Origin of the sequence: Cupriavidus pauculus (assembly GCF_008801835.1) — a bacterium.
GTDB lineage: Bacteria > Pseudomonadota > Gammaproteobacteria > Burkholderiales > Burkholderiaceae > Cupriavidus > Cupriavidus pauculus.
This window is the reverse complement of sequence record NZ_VZOW01000007.1, coordinates 12,972-33,901: the sequence shown is the minus strand read 5'-3', so window position 1 is coordinate 33,901 and position 20,930 is coordinate 12,972. Positions and strand designations below refer to the sequence as shown.

Below are 20,930 nucleotides of genomic sequence, written 5' to 3'. Positions count from 1 at the left end.
AAACGGCAGCGTGAAACGCCGCCGGCGAATCGGGCGCGGTGATTGCGACGCGAACTACTGCGTGATCTTTGCCTTGGTCAGCAGGCTCGTGACCAGGGCCAGCGTGGCGCGCTCCAGCGCCTGCGCCTGCAGCGCCTGCCTGATGCCAGGCGCCGCCGTCTCGAACGCGGGAATCTGCGTCGGGCGCACGGCATCAACCTTGACCAGATAGCGGCGTTCGCCCACCGCAACGGGCGCGGGCGTGATCGCACCCGGGGGCAACGACGCCATGGCCTGGGCGATCGGCAACGGCAGGTTCTGGGTCTTGCCCTCCTGGACCGGCACCTTGAAGCTGACCCACTCCATCGCACCGCCGGCGGTCTTCGACGGGGCGAGGCTGACGGCCTGCGCCACCTTTGCGAAGTCCTCGCCAGCCTTGATGCGTGCCAGCGCAGCGCCGGCCGTGGCATCGTCTGTCACTTCGATCACGCGCGCCTTGTACTCCTGATCGCCCAGCGTCGCGACGATGGCGTCGTAGCGCGCCCGTACCTCTGCATCAGTCACCGGGGCGGGCTTGATATGGTCCTTGAGCCAGGCCTGCATCAGCACCTGGTTGCGCGCCTCGCGCAGCGACGCCCGCACGTCCGCACGCTGTTCCAGCGCCTTGTCCTTGGCGGCCTCCTGGCGGAACAGTTCGCGCGCGATCAACTGCTGCTTGATGGCTTCGCGCGCTTGGGGGGAATCGGGCAGACCTGTCGCCCGCAGGGTGTCGGTGATCGCCGTATCGGCGATGGCCACGCCATTGACCGTGGCAGCGTGCGCGCACTGGAGCCCCAATGCGATGACGGCACCCAGAGCGAGACGAATAATGTTGCCTTGCATGCTTGTGCTCCCAAATGTCTAGTAGATCCAGTTCAAGGTGGCCAGCACGACGCCGCGCTTCGGCCCGAGATTGGCGGGCTGCGCCAGCGGCGCGCCCACCAGCAGTTCGCTCGTGAAAGTTTGTTTGGCCCATTGCGCCGACAGCCTGATGCCCGCGCCCGCGCCTACCACGGCCTGCCATTGCCGCGTGGCCACGTACTGCGTTTCACCGCCATCGACAAACACGTACGGTTCCATGCGGATGCCCGCAACGACCGGCGCATTGGCCCATGCCAACTCGTTGCGCAGATATGCGCCGCGGTCGCCCGCGATCACCCCTTCGCGAAAACCGCGCACCGTGCTCATGCCGCCCGCGTAGATTTGCTCGGACCCGAATAGCGCGACATTGGTCCACTGCCCCACCAGCTGCGCGCGCCACGCCAGCTGCGCGCGCCCGGCGATCAACGGCAGCGGCATCTGCAGCGTGGTATTGGCGTCGAGCTTGTTGAACTGGGCGTGCGCTTCGTCGTGCCGGATGTCCGATGGATCCGGCGTGGCGTGGAAGGCGGACAGCCCGCGCGAGTACCCGGCTTCCGCTGTGACGTAGCCTTGCTGGCCGTTTGCGGCAAAGCGCCACAGGCCATTCCACGCGGCGCGCAGGATCGTGAGTCGCTGCGGATCGAGCTGAAGGTTGTTGATCTCACGCTCGGTCTTACGCCACGTCAGCGTCAGGTCCAGCGCCTGTCGGCCGGTTTGATTGCGTGTGATGACGCGGTTCCAGCCAAACGTGTGGCCCACGGTGCGGCCATATAGCAGTGCCGTGTCGCCAATGGCGTTCTGGTATTCGGACAGCGACGCCGTGTAGCTGAACGTGTTGTAGCCGAATGGCACCGCGGCGGACGCCACGGCCGCATTGGTATCGGTGGTGCCAACGTAGCTGACGCCCAGCGATTCCTGCAAGCCAAGGGCATTGTCGGCGTCGATGCCGACGCGCGTGCGCGAGATGCCGGTCACGCGGCTGCCGTAGTTGTCCACGCCCGCATTGAAGCGGAAGCGGTCGCCCGGCTGATTGGTCAACGCCACGACGGACCCGCCCGGCGTCTGGCCCGGCAGGATCTGCATTTCCGCGCGATTGCGGCGCAAGCGGTTCAACTGGTCGACGCCCTGTTCCAGGTCTTGCAACCGTAGCGTGTCGCCGGGCGCAGGAAACTGCCAGACGGTGCCTGCATCGGTCACCCAGCCGCCGCCCGTGGCATCGAATAATGCCAGCGGTCCCGGCCGCAATGTCTTGCCGTTGAGCTGGAATGATTCGACGCGCCCCGGCACCACCGTCACGCGCAGTACGCCGCTGGCAAGGTTCTGCTGACCCAGATAGGCGCGCGTGGTGATATATCCGCGCGCGACGAATGCTTCGGTAAAGCGCCTCAGCAGCAGATTGATGCGATTCGCGCCAAGCGCGCGGCCTTCGAACGGCGCGATGATTGCCGCGACCTCGGCATCGCCGAGCACCGTGTTGCCTTCGACCTCGATCCGGCGGATGTCGAAGGTCGCGGCGGGTTCGTCGATTTCCTCCACGCGGACGTCGGACGGCGGAGGCGCCTGATGTTCGATCTGCGCTGGTGGTTGTGTGGCTTCGCGCTGTAGGTCGCGCTGGCGCTGTTCGCGCAACAGTCGCTGCGCGGGATCTTCCGGCGGAAGCGGCCCTTGAGCGCCCGGCAGCACTTGCGCAAGGGCGGCACCGGTCGTGGCCAGAACGCACGTTGCCAACGCGATGCGATGGAGCCGATGTCGCAAGTTGCGCCTCATCGCCACATCCATGACGTCATTCCGAGATGGCTTTCCACCGATACCGGCTCAACGCGGCGCGCCCGCGTCAGCGTGGTGGCACCGGCAACGGTCACCGCGCCATCGAAGCTGCCGCCGTTGATTTCCGCATCACCGCTTACACGCGTGCGACCGGTAGCCATCCAGCTTCCGCCTACATCCATCGCGTACAGGCGTGCCCAGGTATCGCCGAAGAACACCTTGAAACCGCGCTCGCGCGCGATGGCGGTGTAGCCCGTTACGCCAGCGGCGTATGTCATGGGCGCATCGATATCGAGGTCGCCGATCGCCAGCACGCGACCGCCGATATTCTCGGCCAGCCGCCCTGCACGGATCTCGATGCCACTGCCTGCGGACAGCAGCCCGCCGATCACCGCCGTATCGGATGAGGCCGATGTCCGGCAAACGATCATGCAAGAGCGGGAATAGTGAGCCGATCCCGTGGTCACGCCTTGGGTGCGGAACGTATCGGCGGCGTCGATGCGGATCGCACCGTTGTTGGCATAAATCTCGCCACCGGTATTGATGACATTTCTGCCGCTGAGCGTGGTGCCCGCATCGGACAGCAGATAGGCGACCTGATCCGGCCGATCCGCCGTGCCATAGTCGATATCGAACGTACTGCTGCGCCGAGACAGCACCAACCATCTGCGGGCGGACGCCGATGCGATGACAGGCTGCTCGTCGTTGGTGCCGGGCTGCTTGGTGATTTCGTTGATCAGGTCGCCCGTGGCAGCGATGTCGAGCTTCGCATTCGACAACATGCGCGCGTGGCGATTGACGACGTCCCCGCCCGCGCGGACCACTACGTCGTCGGCCGCGCCGAACAGAATGCCGAGATACTGCGGCGTCGACTCGTTCCAGACGCCGCCCCCGGCGCGCAACGTCACCGCGCCAGCAGAAGCGGCGGATGAAGCGATGCGGCGCTGCCCCTGGATCAGCCCGCCCATGTTGGTGATATCACCGGCCACATCGAACAGCACGCCGCCCGCGTTGGCCACGATGGTCGATTGCCGCGCCGCCGAGCCGAGCCTTGCCGAAGCGCTGCGCAAGGTGATATCCGACGCGGCCAACACGTCCGAGTCCAGTTGGCGCCACGCGCCCTGTGCGTCGATGCTGACTCCACCGCCCGACGCGCGCAAAACCGTGTCGCGCAGACTCACGTCGCCAGACGCAATCGAAACACCGCCAACGCCATCAATGTCAGTTCCGCTAAGCGCGATGTTGGTGGCGCGCAGCGCAAGCTGGCCATGCGACGCGGTGAGCGCGGTGCGCCCTGCGCCCGCCGTCGCAGTGAATCCGCCCGGGCCGCTCGCTTCCATCACCACGTTGCCGTCGGCCGTGGCCTGCACGCCGGTCAACACAACGCCCGGACCGGCGTCGAACAGACCCAGACCGCCGCTCGCGTTGAGCCTGGTATCGGTCAACGCCACCGCTTCGCCATGCACTTGCCCCTGCGCACCGATGACCAGATCCCCCGCTGTGCGCGTGCCAGCCGACAGCGCACTGTCCGCCAATGTCACGCGCGCCGATGACACTTGCAGATGTCGTCCCGCATCAATCGCCCCGGTGCCGCGCAGGCCGCCCGTCCCGATCAGCACGTCGTTGGCCGCGCCGATCCTGCCGGATGCCAGTTCCAGATCACCGCTACCGGAGATGACAAAATCGCCAGCCGTGGCATATGCGGTGCCGGCATGGCGCACGCCGGCGCCCTGGTCCGTCACCAGCAGTTCGATTCGACCCGCCATCAGACTGCCCGCGGCGGTGATGTCCAGCGCGATGGATTTCGATGCCGAGCCAGACGCGGAGTAGCTGATCCACGGCGTCTGGTTGTCTCCCGGCGACACGCTGGCATCCACTTCGGCATGGCTGTCGCCTACCACGGCGCGCACCCGCGCGTTGGCATCGCCGTAGAGGTTCTCGACCTTGCCGGCAACGCGCAGTTGCTTGGCGATCAGTTCCAGATTCAGCAGCGTGCCGGACAGGCCGCCGGGGCCGATGTCGATGGCGCCCTGGTTGGTGGTGAGCACCAGGTTGCGCTGCAATTGCCCGTTGACGGTGAAATCGTTGAATGAAACCTGCCCGGTGGTCAGCGCCAGGTTTCCCATGTTCTGCACCGTCATGCCATTGACGCTGATGCCGTTTGGATTGGCGATGACCACATTGGCGCGCGGACCGAGCACGCTCAGTTGCCCTTCCAACAGCGATGGATTGGTACCTGTGACTTGATTGAGGATCGTGCGCGCCCGTGCCGCGGAATTGTCGAGGTCGACGCCGCTGCGCGGCACATTGAACTCGCGATAGGTGTTGGTCGAGACGCCGCCTACCGCGCCGGCCACACCAACGGTAATCCGGCCGCCAGCGCCCACATTGACTGTGGTGGCGGTCCCGCCGTCGGCCACAATGCCGGCGGCATGGCCTCGCGCGGCCAGTGCGAAGAACGCAAGCCCTGCCAATGAGCCGCGCACACACGAATATGAGACCAGCGACCCAAGCTGGCCCCGTGCTAACCGAAATTCAAACAACGACCCACTCCCACTTTTCTATGTATTGATGCGGGAGCCCGATCTTTGTCAGGCGCTGTCCCCGCAATCTACCCGGGGCGCGACATTAGCAAATGTGTGATTTCTGGCAAATACCCCTTGCGGGCGTAATCGATTCGAGTGTCTGCGGCACGCAACGATTCTGCGGGGCTTCACGCGCGGCACCTTTGCCTACCGCTATCTCGCGCGGAACCGTCGTGCTTGCGGCGCATGAGCCCGGACAAACGCTTGCCGCAGCGCGGCAAGTGGGCAGTCGAAGAGAATTAAAGTCGCCGCTGAAAACGCCGATAAACACGATACGGCGTAATGCACACCAACCTTGCGGCGACGCTCCCGCAGCGGTTGCCGCCGGCACTCCCCCACCAGAGAAGGATTTTCAAGCGCCCGAAGGGCGCAATCGGACCGGCCGCGCGATCTCAGTCCCGCGTCATACGGCTGCCGTCAAGGTACGCCGCATACTGACTGGCGCTTTCGGCAAAGCGCTCGGCGAGGAAGTCGAGCAATGCGCGGACGCGGGGGGCCATGAACTGGCGTCGCTGGAACAGCGCGTGCACGGGCGAGTCAGGGCAGCACCAGTTGCAGGCGGCCAAGCTGCCAAGCGCGGCGGCTTCCACAAACAACCGCAGGTCACCGAGGTTATCCACGCGCTGCTGCTCCCCGTGATTGGCGTACGTTTTATCGATGGCTAGGCAATCGCACCGCCGCCGTCGACCAGTACCGTCGATCCGGTGGCATACCGCGTGGACGCAAGATACAGCACGGCACGTGCGACGTCTTCCGCCTGGCCGACGCGTCGTGCGGGCAGACGCGCTGCGGCGCCCTCGAACATCTTGTCGCGCGCCTCGGCGTCCAGCTTCGACCACAGCGGCGTGGCGATCAGTCCCGGCGAAACCGTGTTCACACGCACCGGCGACAGTTCCAGCGCCAGCCCGCGTCCCAGCGCCTCGAGCGCGGCGTTGAGGGCGCCTTGCAGCACTGACGACTTGCTCGGACGCACGCTCAGGAAGCCCGAAACCAGCGTGAGCGATCCGCCTTCGCGAATGCTTGCGGCGCGTGCCACGCGGTAGGCGCCCCAGAACTTGCTGTTCATCGCAGCGTAGGCATCGCCGAGCGGCAAGCCGCGCACCGGCCCGGTTGCCGTCTCGCCTGCCGTCACGACGACGTGATCATAGGCGGGCGCTCCGGCAAAGAACGCTGTGACCGCATCGTCGACGGTGAAGTCGAGCGTCGCGGTTTTCACATCGCCGCCGATCTGTTGTGCGATCGACGTCAGCTTTGCCGCGTTGCGCGAGGCGATCGTGACCGCTGCCCCGGCATCGACAAACTGCTGCGCGACGGCCGCGCCGATCCCCGAACTGCCTCCGACGACGAGCACGGTCTGCCCTTCGAATGTCTGAATGGTCATGCTGTTTCTCCTTTTAGGAATGTGCAATGGCGCATATGTCGCCGCGGCGCGCGGTTCCGGCGGGAACGTCCGATTGTGCTCCAGATGCCAGATGCCGTTTGCCGACTAACAATCGCGCGCTCAGCGGAGCGCCGCCGAGATGACGAATTCGACGCTCACCGCGGGCGAGAGCGTCACGAAGATCTGACGTTCTCCGGTCAGCGGGACTTCCGCGCTCTGAAATGGAATCGACGCCGCGCGCAGGCGGTCGATCAGCGCGTGCCACGCTTGAGGATCCTCGACGCGAAACGCGCAGTGATCGATGCGCGGGGTCGGGCTGCCAGGGCGCGCGGACGTGCCAGAGCGGATCAGGTGAAGCACCGCACGCCCATCGAGATACAGCCAGTACCCGTCCACGCCAAACGGCGGCCGCGGGCCTACGTGCAGCCCGGCGATATCGACGAAGAATCGCCGCATCGCTTCAATGTCATCGGTAACCAGCGTGACGTGATCGAGATGCATGGGACACTCCGGCGAACGCGCGTTGCCGCTCGAACAGCGAGCGCTCCGACAAGGTATTGGGGCCGCGGCGTAGCCAGCGGGGCAAGTTGCCCCGCGCCAAACCGTGGACGCATTGTCTGTCGATGACGCCGAATTGATAAGTGGGCTGGCCGTTGAATGATTTTCAAGCGGAACGAGAAGATCGGCGCCCCCGGGAACGGGACGTTACGACACGCGTCCCGGGCAGCACTCCACCTTACAGATCAGATCGTTGCCGCCGCATGATGCCTTCGCGCCGACGCAGTTGGCGGCCCCATGCGCCAGCGCGAACGCTTCTTCTGGCGACTGCGGCACGCCCAGCAGATAGCCCTGCCCTTCGTCATAGCCTTCCTCGCGCACCACGGCCAGTTGCTCTGGCGTCTCGATGCCTTCGGCTGTGGTGCGCACGCGGAAGGCCGCGCCAAGGCTGCGCACCGCGTGCAGGATGGCGCGCGATTCAGCACTGGTGGCAAGGTCCGACACGAACGATCGGTCCAGCTTGATCTTGTCGAACTGGAAGCTGCGCAGATAGCTCAGCGACGAGTAACCGGTGCCGAAGTCGTCCATGGCGATGCGAACGCCCATGCCGCGCAACTCGCGCAGCAGTTCCAGATTGACGCGGTCGTTGCGCAGCAGTACCGATTCGGTGATTTCCAGTTCCAGCCGCGAGATTTCCACGCCGGCATCGTCGACAGCGCGGCGCACGGTATCGAGCAGCGCGCGACCGCGGAACTGCAGCGGCGACAGGTTCACGGCCAGGCAGATGCCCGACGGCCAGCGTGCCAGTTGGCGGCACGCCTCGTTCAGCGCCCACTCGCCCATCGGCACGATCAGGCCGGTCTCTTCGGCCAGCGGCACGAATTCCGCCGGCGATATCAATCCGTGCACCGGATGCCGCCAGCGCAACAGCGCTTCGAAACTGCGCAACTGGCCGGAGCGCAGGTCGTAGATCGGCTGGTAGTGCAACTCCAACTGGCGGGCCGCCAGCGCCTGATGCAGCGCGCGCTTGCGCTCCAGCCGCACCTTGGTGCGATCCCCCTCGTCGGCGGAAAAGAAGCGCCAGGTGCCCGGTCCTTCGGCCTTGGCCTGATAGAGCGCCATGTCGGCGGCCTGCAGCAGATCATCGGCGTTTTGAGCGTCATCGGGAATCAGCGCGATGCCGATGCTGCCGCCCAGCGTCACGGGCTCGCCGTCTAGCTGGAACGGGCGTGACAGTTGCGCGACCAGGCGCTGCGCGAGCGCTTCCACCTCATGCCGGCCATCGATGCGCTCCTGGATCACCACGAATTCGTCGCCGCCGATCCGCGCCACGGCATCGGCGTCAGGCACGCATTCCAGCAGCCGCCTCGCAACCTGCTGCAGCACGAGATCGCCAGCGTAATGGCCAAACGTATCGTTGACGCCCTTGAAGCCGTCGAGGTCGATGTACAGCAGCGCGGAGAGCGACCCCGGCGTCGTCGCCGCGATGGTGTGCCCGATCCGCTCACGGCACAGCAGGCGGTTGGCAATACCGGTCAGCGGATCGTGGCGCGCCATATGCGTGAGCGCCGCCTGGTTGGCAAGCAACTGCTGCTCGGCGAGCTTGCGTTCCGAAATATCGCGGAAGAACACCGAGAGGCCCTCGGCTGTCGGATACGCATGCACCTCGTACCATGCCTGTAGCGCCTGGACATGGTGCTCGAACACGACTGGCTGGCGCGTGGTCACCGCGGTCAGGTACTGCTCGGCGATCACGCCCTGTCGCTCCTCCGGAAAGATGTCCCAGATCGAGCGCCCGAGCGCGGGCTGGCGTCCCGCCATCGCCCGCTCGGCATTGCCGTTGAAATAGGTCAGTCGCCATGCATGGTCGAGCTGGACCACGCTGTCGGTGGTGCTCTCCAGCACGGCGGACAACCGCGCGGCCAGCGCCTCGCTCGCCATGCTGGCCGATTTGCGGTCGTCCACGTCCTCGAGCGTGCCGTACCAGCGGATAACGTTGCCATAGTCGTCGATGCGCGCCGCGGCCCGCACGCGGACCCAGCGGTACGACCCATCGTGCAGCCTCAGGCGGTATTCCTCGTCCAGTGCTCGATGCGTGGCGACGCAATCGGCCCAAGTCTCTCGCACGCGCGGCAGATCATCGGCGTGCACGCAGCGCGCCCAGCCGTCGCCAAGCGCCTCGCTGACGGGCAGGCCGGTCAGTTCGGACCAGCGCGGCCCCGCTTCGGACACCCGGCCGGCGGCATCGGCCGTCCACGGCACCTCGGGGCTCAATTCCACCGCGCAGCGATAGTGCGCCTCGCTTTCCGATAGCGCGCGCTCGATGCGATGCGCGTCAGTAATGTCGGTGATCCAGACCAGCAGCAGCGGCTCGTCGGCGCCCGGCATCGCGACCAGGCGCTTGCGGGTGCGCAGGATCCGTTCGTCGCCGTCCTCGATCTGGAACACCTCGGTCTCGTCCGCCTGCACGCCGCCGTCGATCACGCGGTCATGTACCGCGCGATACGCGGCGGCGCGCTCGGCGCTGAACAGCTCCGCGTCGGCGCGGCCGAGCAACGCTTCGGCCGGCCGCCGCATCAGCCGGCACATCGCCGGATTCACGAACATCCACACACCGCGCCGGTTCTTCACCAGCAGCGGTTCGGGGAATTGCCGCAACACCTGCTCCAGCGCCGCGCGGGACAACGGCGCGCGCTCCTGTCTCCGATCTTTCATGTGGTCTGGCGACTTTGTCACCATTGCAAGGCTTTCTAGTTCTGATATTTCGATTTTGTAATGCTTACACGGCACACCTCGCGGGGTCCCGGCAGTCTGTGTTATCGGCATGCCACGGCGGAAATTGAGGTTGGAGGAAGCGCATGACACCGGCGTCACGCGGCATGGAGAGGAAGGTGGCAAATTGCGTGCCTGTAGGGCGGACAGTCGATAGCGTGTTGCTCCCCACCGTCCGTCGCGGGCGCCTTACACACAAGAGGGCCAGGCACGGGAACGGTGTCAGGGCATTTACATGCGGGGCGCCGGCGCGCCGCCGCGTCACTGCCGGCGTGCGCGCGCGAACAATTCGATCGCTGCGCGATTGAAGGCCGGGATATCGTCCGGCTTGCGGCTCGTTACAAGATTGCCGTCGACCACCGCTTCCTGATCGACCCATTGCGCGCCAGCGTTGGAGAGATCAGTCTTCAGCGACGGCCACGACGTCATCCTGCGGCCCTTCACGGCGCCTGCGTCGATCAGCGTCCACGGTCCATGGCAGATCGCCGCGATGGGCTTGCCGGCCTCGGCAAAGGCCTTTACGAACGCCACGGCGGCCGGCTGCATGCGCAGCGAGTCCGGGTTGATCACGCCGCCAGGCAGCAGCAGCGCATCGAAATCCTCGGCGCGTGCTGCGTCCAGCTTGACATCCACTGCCACGGTATCGCCCCAGTCTTTCAACTTCCAGCCCTTCACCTCGCCGTCCTTCGGCGCCACCACACGCGTGTGTGCGCCAGCTTCATCGAGCGCACGGCGTGGCTCCTGCAATTCCGACTGCTCGAATCCGTCAGTGACGAGAATGGCCACGTTGAGGCCGTCCAGTGTTTTGTCGCCCATGATTGCTGTCCTCGAAATAGTCCGGAAAGACGCAAGCGACGCATCGTCCGTGCCCACTTGATGTGGCGCCTGTAGCGCCGCGGCCAGCTCTTTCATGCAGCAAGCGCGCGTACATCTGACGATGGGGAGCGATTTTTACCGTGTGCCGTTTAGTGGCAATGGTCGCCGTAAGATCACAGCGGCTCGGACTGCGCAGTCTGTACGGCGTCGCGGATGTCGCTGGCCAGGCGCATCAGCCGGGGTGCAAGTTCGCGCGCTACGTCGCCGGCGGCGGCGCGGGTGGACAGGCTCACATTGAGGACGTGCACCGGATAGTGGTCCAGTGCGAGCGGCGTGGAGATGGCGACCACCTCGGGCTGCCAACTGGCCGCGCACCATCCGTGTCGGCGCACGTGCGCCACTGCGGACTCGATTTCGCGCTGCAGCGCGGGCCAATGCGCCGCGCGCGCCGCGAAGTCGGCCATGCGCGCCGCATATTCGACTTCGGGCGCGACCGCCAGCCACGCACGCCCCAGCGACGTCAGCGCCATGGGCACGCGCTGCCCCGCCACCACGCTGCGCAGCGACACCTTGCGGCCATAGCGGATCGATTCGAGATAGACCATCTCGTCGCGGTCGGCCATTGCCAAACCCACGTTGAGATATTCACGCTGCGCCAGTTCGCGCATCAGCGGCGCGGCCTGTTGCAGCACCGTCGATCCGCTGCGCATCGCGTGCGCCAGGCTCAGCACCGGTACGCCCAGCCGGTAGGCGCGCAACGCCGCGTCGTATTGCAGGAATCCCATGTCGACCAGACTCTGCGTCAGGCGGCTGACCGTCGAGCGCGCCAGGCCGGTGCGCTCGGCCAGTTCGCCGTTGCCCAGCACTTCCGACCCGGGCCGAAACGCGCGCAGGATTTCGAGCCCGCGTTCGAGCGATCGATTGGCCTGCGCGTTTGCCGGGCGACCGCGCGCCCGGCGTTGTGCATCACTGGCGTCCACGGCTTGCCGCGTCGCGCGCCAGCCAGTCACACAGCAGCGCGTTCACTGCGTCATGCGCTTCGTACTGGACCCAATGGCCCGCGCCTGCGAGGATCGCGCCATGCCGGTGTGGACGGCCGTCCACGAACGCCGCCAACACCGCGGCGGGATCGGCCGTGACATCGTGCTCGCCGTAGGCGATCAGAATCGGCATGGGCTCTTGTTCACGCCCATCGTGCGCATCGAGCAAGTCAAGCGCCTGCGCCAGCCCGCCGGCGCGCGAAATGTGCTTGCTGCGGAAGCGTGTGTGCCGGCATGACTCGGTATAGGCCAGCACGGCCAGGGCGTCGATCTTGTGCGGATCGGCGATCATGAACGCGCCGATGTTGTGACGCATCGTCTCCGCGAGCGCCGCCGCGTCGGGTGCGCGCCGCCAGTCGAGCAGATCGATGGTCTGCCGGCGCACGCCGCCGTGGCCGCCCGGGCCCAGCAACGCCAGTGCGCGCACCGACGGCAATGCGCGCGCCAGATGCGACGAGATCAGACCGCCGAATGAAAACCCGATCACGTCGACGGGACCATCCACCGGCAATTGCGCAAACCCGGCCACGATGGTGTCGACCAGCGTCTGCAGCGCGCCATCGCCAGGATTTCCGGATGCGCCGAAGCCGGGCAGGTCCGGCACCCAGACCGTGTGCCGCGCAGACAGCGCCGCGACGTTGCGCACCCAGTGCAGCCAACTGCCATGGCCGCCGTGCACCAGCAGCACATGCGGCCCGGCGCCGAAGCGACGCCACACCACGCGGCTGCCGCCCGAATCGGTGATGTGGACGCGCGCCTGCTGCGCGAGGTCATGCACGAATGCCGCAGCATCGCGCACATCGTGCAGCGCATCCTCTCGATCCTGATGACTACGATGATCCTGACGATCCTGACGATCCTGCATTTCGACCGTTCGCGTGTTGCGGGCCGCTGATTGCGTCATCCCGGGCACTCCCCTTTGCATGCTGTCATGGACCAAGCACCGCCACGCCGTCCGCCGCACGCACCCCCTGGCCCGCGGGCAGCACGAAGATCGGGTTGATCTCGGCCTCCACCAGACGCGGCCCCAGAACGGCCGCCATCTGCGAAAACGCCACGATAGCATCGACCAGCGCATCGACGTCGGCCTTGGGACGTCCGCGATAGCCGTCGAGCAGCGGCCACGTCTTCAGTTCCCAGACCATCGACAGCGCCTCGGCCCGCGTCAGCGCGCCCGATTCGGGCAGCAGCCGCAGTGCGGTGTCCTGGAACAATTCGGCCGTGACGCCGCCCATCCCCAACAGAATGGCCGTCCCCAGCGCATCGCGGTGCGTGCCGAGGATCAGTTCGACGCCGTTGCCGATCATCTCCTGCACAAGGAAGCGATCCGGCGCCTGGCCCGTGTGCCGCCGCACGGTGTCCCGCATCGCGGCCAGCCGCGCGCCGATGTCTTCCGGCGCAATGTTGACGGCCACGCCGCCGACGTCGCTCTTGTGCGTGATCGATGCGGACAGCATTTTCAGCACCACGCGGTCGCCCAGCACGCGCGCGGCGTCGATGGCTGCCGCTTCGTTCTCGACCACCGTCTCGCGCACGCCGGGCACGCCGAAGCGCGCAAACAACTGCTTGGCGGCATGCTCGTCGAGCGCGCCATTGGGCAGGTCGCCAATCTCTGTGGGCAACGGCGCGGCATCGCCCGCCGACACGCACGGCTTGCCGGCCGCCAGCATCGCAGCGAAGGCCACCGCGCAGCTTTCCGGCGCGCTGAACGCGGGAACGCCGCGCTGGTTCAGCACTGCGGCAACCTGCGGTGCGTGCGGGCTGACATAGGCCAGCACGGGCTTGTCGGTTTCGGGCAGGCAATCGTTGATGGCGTCGGCCATCAGGTCCGGCATGGCGAGTCCCGATGAGCCGACGATGATCGTCACCGCGTCATAGCCGGGGCTCGCCAGCAGTGTGCGTATCGCGCCGCGCAGCAGTGCGGGCTGCAGTCCGGCCAGCGTGACGTCGATCGGATTGCGGTCCAGCGCGGCGTGATCGCCGTTCTGCAGCGCGCGCAGGCGCTCGGCAGTCTGAGCGTCGGGCGCGGGCGTCTCGAAGCCGGACACGCCAAGGCTATCCGACACCAGCGTCCCGGCGCCGCCGGTGGAGGTCAGCACCGCAATGCGCTTGCCGTGCAGCACGCGGCCTGTGGCCAGCGCGGCGGGAATGTCGATCAGGTCCGAGAAGGTCTGTGCGCGGATCACGCCCACCTGCCTGAATAGCGCGTCATACATGCGATCCGCGCCGGCCATCGCGCCGGTGTGCGACACCGCCGCGCGTGCGCCAGCCTCGGAGCGGCCGATCTTGAACGCGACCACCGGCTTGCCGGCGGCGGCAGCCTTCAGCGCCGCGGCGCGAAAGCGCTCGACGTTGCGCACGCTTTCCACATACAGCGCGATCACGCGCGTGGCAGCGTCGTCGGCCAGATAATCGATGAAATCTGCCAGCTCCAGATCTGCCTCGTTGCTGGTGGAAATCAGCTTCGACAATCCGATGCCGCGCGCCGCCGCGCGCGACAGCAGCGCGCCGAGGATGCCGCCACTCTGCGATACCACGCCGATGCTGCCCGCCGGAAAATGGTCCATGGCGAGCGCACCGCTGGCCGACAGCGGAATGTTGTCGGTCAGGTTGACCAGCCCGATCGTGTTGGGTCCCAACAGCCGCATATCGCCGGCCGCTTCGACCAGCTCGGCCTGACGGCGCGCGCCCGCATCGCCAGTTTCCGTATAGCCGCTGGCCAGCACGATGGCCGCACCGGTGCCGCGCGCCGCCAGTTCACGCACCGCCTGATGCGCACGTTCGGCGCCCAGCAGCACGATGCCGACATCGGGCACCGCGGGCAGCGAGCCGATATCGGGATAGCAGCGGATGCCGCCGATCGCATCGACCCGCGGGTTGACGGGATAGATCTCGCCGGTAAAGCCATGGCGCGTGAGATAGGCGACGGGCCGGCCCGCGGTCTTGGAGGGATCGGCCGATGCGCCGATCACGGCCACGCTGCGCGGCTTGACCAGCCGGGCGATGGCGTCAGCGGAAAACTGTGCGGCCATGATCGTCAATCCTTGTTGGCGGAGCGGGCCAGGAAGGCCTGGACCGATTCACGATGCGCACTGCTGGTGTAGCAGATGCCCTGCGCCTGACTGCCCTGCGCAAAGACCTGGTCGGCCGTCAGTTCGAACGTCTGGTTCAGGATCGACTTGCCCAGCGCCAGCGCCGTTGCCGATCCGTGCGCCATCTCGGCCGCCCAAGCCACGGCCTCATCGACGAGCGAATCGCCCGAGGCGCTGAGGCGATCGACGATGCCCAGTTGCAGCGCCTCGGCGGCCTCCACCTTGCGGCCGCTGAAGATCAGTTGTTTGGCCTGCGCCAGGCCGACGCGGCGCGGCAGGAAGTACATGCCGCCGCCGTCTGGAATCAGGCCGCGATGAATGTACGACCACGCAAAGCTGGCCACGGGCGCGGCGATGACGAGATCGCAGGCCATGGCCAGATCCGCGCCCAGGCCGTTGGCCCCACCATTGACGGCGGCGATCACGGGCTTGGGCATGTCGTGCAGCAGTGCCACGGAATGATGCACGCGCTGCTGGCGCGTCCAGCCATTGAAGCCGACCTCGCCCGGCGGCGCGTCCATGCGTCGCTGCATGCCGGCAACGTCGCCGCCCGCGCAGAAGCCCTTGCCGCTGCCGGTCAGCACCAGTGCGCGCACGCTGCGGTCGGCCGCGACGCGTTGCAGTGCATCGATCAGTTCGGTGCGCATGTCGTCGCTGATGGCGTTGCGCTTGTCCGGGCGATTGAGCGTCAGCACGGCGATGCCGTCGCGCTGCGCCAGCTGGATAAGGGTGTATTCGTTCATGATGATTGCGTGGTGTTGGGATGGATCGGAATCGGTGCCGTGGTCGATCCATGCACGAATGCGCGCGATCGACCAGTGGCGATCAGTAGCGATCAGTTGGCGCTGATGTGGGCGTCCTTGACGACCTTGGCCCAGCGCGCCTGCTCGCCGCGCACGTAGCGGCCGAGCTCTTCGGGCGTGCCCGGGGTGACGAGCAGACCTTCCGCTTCGGCGCGCTTGCGGAAGGCCTCGGCGGTAACGGCCTTGCGTGCGGCGGCGTTCAGGCGCGCCACTACCGGCGCGGGCGTTCCGGCGGGCGCGAACAGCCCGTACCAGCTCTCGGCCACGTAGCCCGGCACGCCGGCTTCGGCAATCGTCGGCACGCGGGCCAGATCGGCGCTGGTGGAGCGCTGCGCAGTGGTCACGCCCAGTGCGCGCAACTTGCCCGATTCCAGCAAATTGGCGACGGCCGACGCCGTGGCGAACATCATGTCCACCTGGCCGCCCAGCAGATCGGTGATCGCGGGACCGGCGCCCTTGTACGGGATGTGGTTGAGGTCGACGCCAGCCAGGCTTTTGAACAGTTCACCGGCCAGATGCGCCGACGTGCCCGGCCCCTGCGACGCAAACGAGATGCGCCCCGGCCTGGCCTTGGCGGCCGCGATCACATCGCGCACGGATTTGTACGGGCTGTCAGCGCGCACCACCAGCACGTTGGGCGATCGGCCCACCAGCATCACGGGCGTGAAGGCGCGCTCGGTGTCAAAGGGCAGCTTGGGCTGCAGGCTGGGATTGACCGCGTGCGCGAACGTGGCCATCACCAGCGTGTAGCCATCTGGCGCGCTCTTGGCCACGTTGTCCGTGCCGATGATGGTGCCGCCGCCGGGCTTGTTGTCGATCACCACGGGCTGGCCAAGGTCCTGCGCCATGGCGATACCCAGGGCGCGCGCAATCAGGTCCGTGCCGCCTCCCGGCGAGAATGGCACGACGATGCGGATCGGTTTGTCGGGGAACGCGGCCTGCGCCGAGGCCGCAAGGCCGGTCAGCAAGGCCAGCGGAAGCGCCAGCGCGGCCAGTCGGCGCGCGGCATGCCATGCAACGGTTGCCAAGGCAGTCTCCTGTCTGTGTTTTGGTATGACAGGAGGTTAGGCCGATGGGGACCGCGACGCAGCCGCGTAATTCCATGCAATGGAATTGAAATGGCCCGCCGCGATTTGCGGCGGGTCGCGCTGCGGCCCGCTTCCGTGCGGGAGCGGGCGGGAACAGCGGGCTTGCGACGGGATATGTCCGGCCGGCATGCCCGCGCGATGCGGCTAGACTGCCGACGCTGCCCTGCCCGCTTTCACCTTGGCGTCAAGCACGGGCGGTGCGGTGACGATCGACGTCAGCGCCGGCTCGGCCGGTTTCAGTGCGTCGAGATCCGGCAGCGGGCGGCGCAACGATGGAATGGCCGCGAACGCCTGCTCCATCGCATGGGACACGCCCAGCGTTTCGTGATCCTTGCGGAAGCCGCCGACGATCTGCAGGCCGAACGGCATGCCCGCATGATCGCGTCCGCACGGCAGCGACAACGCCGGATGCGTGGTCAGCGTCACCACGTAGGTCAGCGACAGCCAGCGGTAATAATTTTCCTGCCGCACGCCGTTGATCGATTCCGCGTAAAGCGATGTCCACGGGAATGGCGACACCGGCGTGGTCGGCGACAGGATCACGTCGTAATCGCGATACAGCTGCTGGAAGCGCTGCAGGATGCGCGTCTGCTCGGCCTGCGCCCACGCGCTGTCGAGCAGCGACATGCGCGCGCCCATCTCGAAGTTGGCGCGCGTGTTGGGCCCCAGGCTGGCAGGATCGCGCTCGTAGGCGTCGCGCATGCCGGCGACGAAGCTCTCGGCGCGCAGTACGTCGAAGCAGCGGTGCGCGTCGCCCAGGTCCACGTCGATCGCATCGCAGCTGCGGAACAGATGGCGCATCGCGGCGATCTTTTCGCGGAACGTGCGGCGGATATCGTCGTCGACATCGCAGCAGCCGAAGTCCTCGGAATAAGCCACGCGCAGGCTGCCCAGATCGACCGGCATCGGCGTGACGAACGACATCGCATCGAGCGGATAGGTCAGCGGATCGCCTGCGGACACGCCCGCTGACGCCGCCAGTTGCAGGCACGCATCGGCCACGGTGCGGCCCATCGGGCCGACCACCGAGATCGGCGTCCAGCCCAGCAGCTTGCGCGAACTTGGCACCACGCCCGGCGATGGACGAAAACCGACCACGCCGCACTTGGCGGCGGGAATCCGCAGCGATCCGCCCGTATCCGAGCCGGTGCACACTGGCAGCAAATCAGCCGCCAGCGCCGCGGCAGAACCGCCCGACGATCCGCCGGCGTTGAGGTTGGGATTGAACGGGTTGCCCGTGGCGCCCCAGACGTCGTTGCGCGAATTGGCACCGGCGCCCATTTCCGGGATGTTGGTCTTGCCCGCCACCACGGCGCCGGCCGCACGCAGCCGCGCCACCAGCACGTTGTCTTCGGCCGGCACGTTATCGCGGAACAGCGGCGACCCGTAGGTGGTCAACAGCCCGGCCGTGGCTTCCAGGTCCTTTACGCCGAGCGGCAGGCCGTGCAGCAAACCCAGCGGCCGCCCGTCGAGCACGGCGCGCTCGGCGGCGCGCGCCTCGTCACGCGCGCGGTCAAAGCAGGTTGCCGTCACCGCGTTGAGCAGCGGGTTCACGCGCTCGATCTGTGCGATGCAGGCGTCCAGCAATTCCACCGGCGAGATCTCCTTGCTGCCGATCATGCGCCGCAATTCGGTGGCGGAGCGCGCCACCAGCGTCTTCTGAGAATCGTTCACTGCTGTCTCCGTGATGGCCGGCCGTTATTCGGCCGTAATGTTGGCACGCTGCGCGGTTGCGCGCATCAGCGGCAGCTCCTTGTTGATCTGCGCCGCCACGGCTGCGCCGTTGCCCGCGAAGGGCTCGAAGCCGGCCTTGGTCAGTTGCTGGTGCGTATCGGGGTCGGCCATCACTTCGGCCAGGGCTTTCTCCAGTTTTTGCTTTACGTCCGCGGGCAGGCCGCGCGGCGCCACCAGCGCCAGCCAGGTGTCGGCGTCGATGCCCGGATAGCCGGCTTCTGCTGCGGTCGGCACGTCGGGCAGCAGCGCGGAGCGCTTGGCGGTGGTCACGGCGATGGCCTTGACCTTGCCAGCCTTCACCTGCGGAATCGCCGCGGCCACCGTATCGACCGAAAACGGAATCTGCCCGCCGATCAGGTCGGTCATGGCCGGGGCACTGCCCTTGTACGGCACATGCAGCAGCTTCACGCCGGCCAGGTTGAACAGCATCTCGCCAGCGAACTGCGCGGTCGTGCCGGTGCCGAACGATCCATACGAATACTTGCCCGGCTGCGCCTTGGCGGCGGCGACCAGCTGCTTGAGCGTGCCGATCGGCTGGTCCTTGTTGGCCAGCAGGATCAGGCCCGTGCGGCCGGTAAAGCCGATCGGCTCGAAACTCTTGACCGGGTCGTAGGGCAACTTGCTGTGGATGGCCGGGTTCACCGTGAACGTGGTGCCCGAGCTGGCCAGCAGCGTGTAGCCATCGGGCGCGGCCTTGGCCACGTAGCTGGCGCCGACGATGGTCCCGGCGCCGGGCCGGTTGTCGATCACGACCGTCTGGCCAAGCTTGTCGCCGAGCTTCTTGCCGATCAGACGCCCGATCACATCGGTGGCGCCGCCGGGCGGGAACGGAATGACAAGCTGGACCGGCTTGGCGGGATAGCCTTGCGCCAACGCCAGCGAAGCGCCAGCGGCCAGACAGCCGGCCACGACGGCATGCACGATTTGAAGATTCGATCGGTTCATGGTGAAGCTCCGCAACGGTGTTATCGAAAGGGGTGGGATGGGCCGACTATGTCGGCTATTCCGACGGGGCGGCCTGCGCCGCTGCCAGCGCCGCGCCGCGTTCGGCAAAGCGCGCATATTCCTCGGCGGGGACGAACAGGCCGCCCGTGGTCCAGACCAGATGGGTGGCGCCGGACATCGCGCCGTCCAGCTTGTGCTGCTGCAAATACGCGCGACCCTCATCGGTGCCGGTCAGCATGCCGGGGCCGCTGAAACCTGCCGCTGCCGATGGCTCGATGCGCAGGTTTTCGGTGTCGCGCACGCGATGCAGGTCGACGAACAGCGTGTCGTCGGCCACCGTGTAGACACCGCCCAGCAGCGCACGCATGGCCTGCGCGGCCAGTTCCGACGCCTGCGGCACGGCCAGTCCGTCGGCCTCGGTGCGATTGGTCAGGCCGATGTCATAGACCGACGCGCCCGGCGAAAGCATTTCCACCAGGAAACAAGGCGATTGCGTCGGCTCGGCGAAGAATGCGTGGACATGCGGACCGTAGAGCTGGCGCAAGCCAAACGCGATACCGGCCGGCGCGCCGCCCACGCCGCACGGCAGGTAGACGAACAGCGGGTGCTGCGCATCGACCTGCACGCCGGCGGCGGCCAGTTGATCGGCCAGATGCAGCGCGGCGGCGCTGTAGCCAAGCATCAGTGACAGCGAGCGCTCGTCGTCGACGAAATAGCAATAGGGATCGGCGTCGGCCTCGCGGCGGCCAGCGGCGACGGCGGCCGCGTAGTCGCCAGTGTGCTCGACCACCTGCACGCCGCGCGAGCGCAGACGGTCCTTCTTCCAAGCCTTGGCGTCCGACGACATATGGACCGCCGCGCGAAAACCCAGCGCCGAGGCCATCACGCCAATGCTCAGCCCGAGATTGCCGGTGGACCCCACCGCCACCTGGTAGCGGCCGAACAGTTCACGCGCCGGCGCGTCGGCCAGGCAGGCATAGTCGCCGTCGAGCGCAACCAATCCATGCTCGATGGCCAGTGTTTCAGCAAATTCCAGCACTTCGTGGAAACCGCCGCGCGCCTTGATCGATCCGGCCACGGGCAGGCTGTGATCGGCCTTGATCCACAGGGTGCCGGCGGTCGTGGGCAGGTTCAGCGCCTGTTGCATGGCCGGCGCCGCCAGCAGCGGCGATTCGATCCGGCCCGCGCTGTCGGCCAGTTCGGGAAACAGCCGCGCCAGCAACGGCGCAAAGCGCTCGAAGCGCGCCTGGGCGGCGCGTACATCAGCTAGACTAATGACGCGGCCATCCACTTCGGTTGGTATCCGGGGTGCCGCGCTACGCTGGGGATTCGCCCAGAACACCGGGCGGCCGGCCTGCAGCGCCCTGCGCAGGGCCGGGGTAAATGCCGGGACGCGGGCGGAAATGCCGGAAACTTCGACGGATACATCGCTTGGCATGGCAACTCTGTGTTTGCAAAGGTTGATCCCATTCTTGTCCCATCGGGCCACAGTGACAAACCATTTGTACTGATCCATGCATTAGCCTGACT

The 20,930-nt window shown here is 66.9% G+C and carries 16 protein-coding genes; all 16 read right to left on the bottom strand.

The window, feature by feature from the left end; translation table 11 throughout:
• Positions 1-54 precede the first annotated feature (54 nt).
• The 16 genes from F7R19_RS10235 to F7R19_RS10160 all read right to left on the bottom strand — a co-directional run bounded on the left by F7R19_RS10235 (position 55) and on the right by F7R19_RS10160 (position 20,838).
• Positions 55-861, bottom strand: a complete 807-nt coding sequence (locus F7R19_RS10235) for a peptidyl-prolyl cis-trans isomerase (protein WP_150980200.1) — start codon at positions 859-861, stop codon at positions 55-57.
• An 18-nt stretch (positions 862-879) separates the two neighbouring features.
• Positions 880-2,646 (bottom strand): ShlB/FhaC/HecB family hemolysin secretion/activation protein, encoded by a 1,767-nt coding sequence (locus tag F7R19_RS10230; RefSeq protein ID WP_223506229.1) that lies wholly within the window; start codon positions 2,644-2,646, stop codon positions 880-882.
• The gene (locus F7R19_RS10225) at positions 2,643-5,132 is read right to left on the bottom strand and encodes a two-partner secretion domain-containing protein (protein WP_223506231.1); all 2,490 of its coding nucleotides are present in this window, start codon (positions 5,130-5,132) and stop codon (positions 2,643-2,645) included. The genes F7R19_RS10230 and F7R19_RS10225 overlap by 4 nt, the downstream gene beginning before the upstream one ends.
• Positions 5,133-5,623: 491 nt before the next feature.
• Positions 5,624-5,851 (bottom strand): hypothetical protein, encoded by a 228-nt coding sequence (locus tag F7R19_RS10220; protein WP_150980196.1) that lies wholly within the window; start codon positions 5,849-5,851, stop codon positions 5,624-5,626.
• 41 nt (positions 5,852-5,892) lie between these two features.
• On the bottom strand, positions 5,893-6,612 hold the full coding sequence (locus F7R19_RS10215) for an SDR family oxidoreductase (protein WP_150980194.1): 720 nt from the start codon (positions 6,610-6,612) through the stop codon (positions 5,893-5,895).
• 120 nt (positions 6,613-6,732) lie between these two features.
• Positions 6,733-7,113 carry a VOC family protein gene (locus tag F7R19_RS10210; protein WP_150980193.1) on the bottom strand — a complete coding sequence of 127 codons (381 nt, stop codon included), beginning with the start codon at positions 7,111-7,113 and terminating at the stop codon, positions 6,733-6,735.
• Positions 7,114-7,317: 204 nt separating this feature from the next.
• Entirely contained in the window at positions 7,318-9,825 is a 2,508-nt protein-coding gene (locus F7R19_RS10205; protein WP_170292582.1) for a sensor domain-containing protein, read from the bottom strand.
• 318 nt (positions 9,826-10,143) lie between these two features.
• Positions 10,144-10,698: a type 1 glutamine amidotransferase domain-containing protein gene (locus F7R19_RS10200; RefSeq protein ID WP_061954423.1), complete on the bottom strand. Its 555-nt coding sequence runs from the start codon at positions 10,696-10,698 to the stop codon at positions 10,144-10,146.
• A 173-nt stretch (positions 10,699-10,871) separates the two neighbouring features.
• Positions 10,872-11,678, bottom strand: a complete 807-nt coding sequence (locus F7R19_RS10195) for an IclR family transcriptional regulator (RefSeq protein WP_061954484.1) — start codon at positions 11,676-11,678, stop codon at positions 10,872-10,874.
• Positions 11,665-12,642: an alpha/beta fold hydrolase gene (locus F7R19_RS10190; protein ID WP_223506232.1), complete on the bottom strand. Its 978-nt coding sequence runs from the start codon at positions 12,640-12,642 to the stop codon at positions 11,665-11,667. The genes F7R19_RS10195 and F7R19_RS10190 overlap by 14 nt, the downstream gene beginning before the upstream one ends.
• 25 nt (positions 12,643-12,667) lie before the next feature.
• The gene (locus F7R19_RS10185; protein ID WP_150980190.1) at positions 12,668-14,770 is read right to left on the bottom strand and encodes an acetate--CoA ligase family protein; all 2,103 of its coding nucleotides are present in this window, start codon (positions 14,768-14,770) and stop codon (positions 12,668-12,670) included.
• Positions 14,771-14,775: 5 nt separating this feature from the next.
• On the bottom strand, positions 14,776-15,573 hold the full coding sequence (locus F7R19_RS10180; protein ID WP_150980189.1) for an enoyl-CoA hydratase/isomerase family protein: 798 nt from the start codon (positions 15,571-15,573) through the stop codon (positions 14,776-14,778).
• Positions 15,574-15,665: 92 nt separating this feature from the next.
• Positions 15,666-16,661 (bottom strand): tripartite tricarboxylate transporter substrate binding protein, encoded by a 996-nt coding sequence (locus tag F7R19_RS10175; protein ID WP_150980187.1) that lies wholly within the window; start codon positions 16,659-16,661, stop codon positions 15,666-15,668.
• 204 nt (positions 16,662-16,865) lie between these two features.
• A complete protein-coding gene (locus tag F7R19_RS10170; RefSeq protein ID WP_150980463.1) occupies positions 16,866-18,341 on the bottom strand; it encodes an amidase in 1,476 nt (491 codons plus the stop codon).
• A gap of 78 nt (positions 18,342-18,419) precedes the next feature.
• Positions 18,420-19,400 carry a Bug family tripartite tricarboxylate transporter substrate binding protein gene (locus tag F7R19_RS10165; protein ID WP_061954416.1) on the bottom strand — a complete coding sequence of 327 codons (981 nt, stop codon included), beginning with the start codon at positions 19,398-19,400 and terminating at the stop codon, positions 18,420-18,422.
• A gap of 55 nt (positions 19,401-19,455) precedes the next feature.
• The gene (locus tag F7R19_RS10160; RefSeq protein ID WP_150980185.1) at positions 19,456-20,838 is read right to left on the bottom strand and encodes a D-serine ammonia-lyase; all 1,383 of its coding nucleotides are present in this window, start codon (positions 20,836-20,838) and stop codon (positions 19,456-19,458) included.
• Positions 20,839-20,930: the final 92 nt, after the last annotated feature.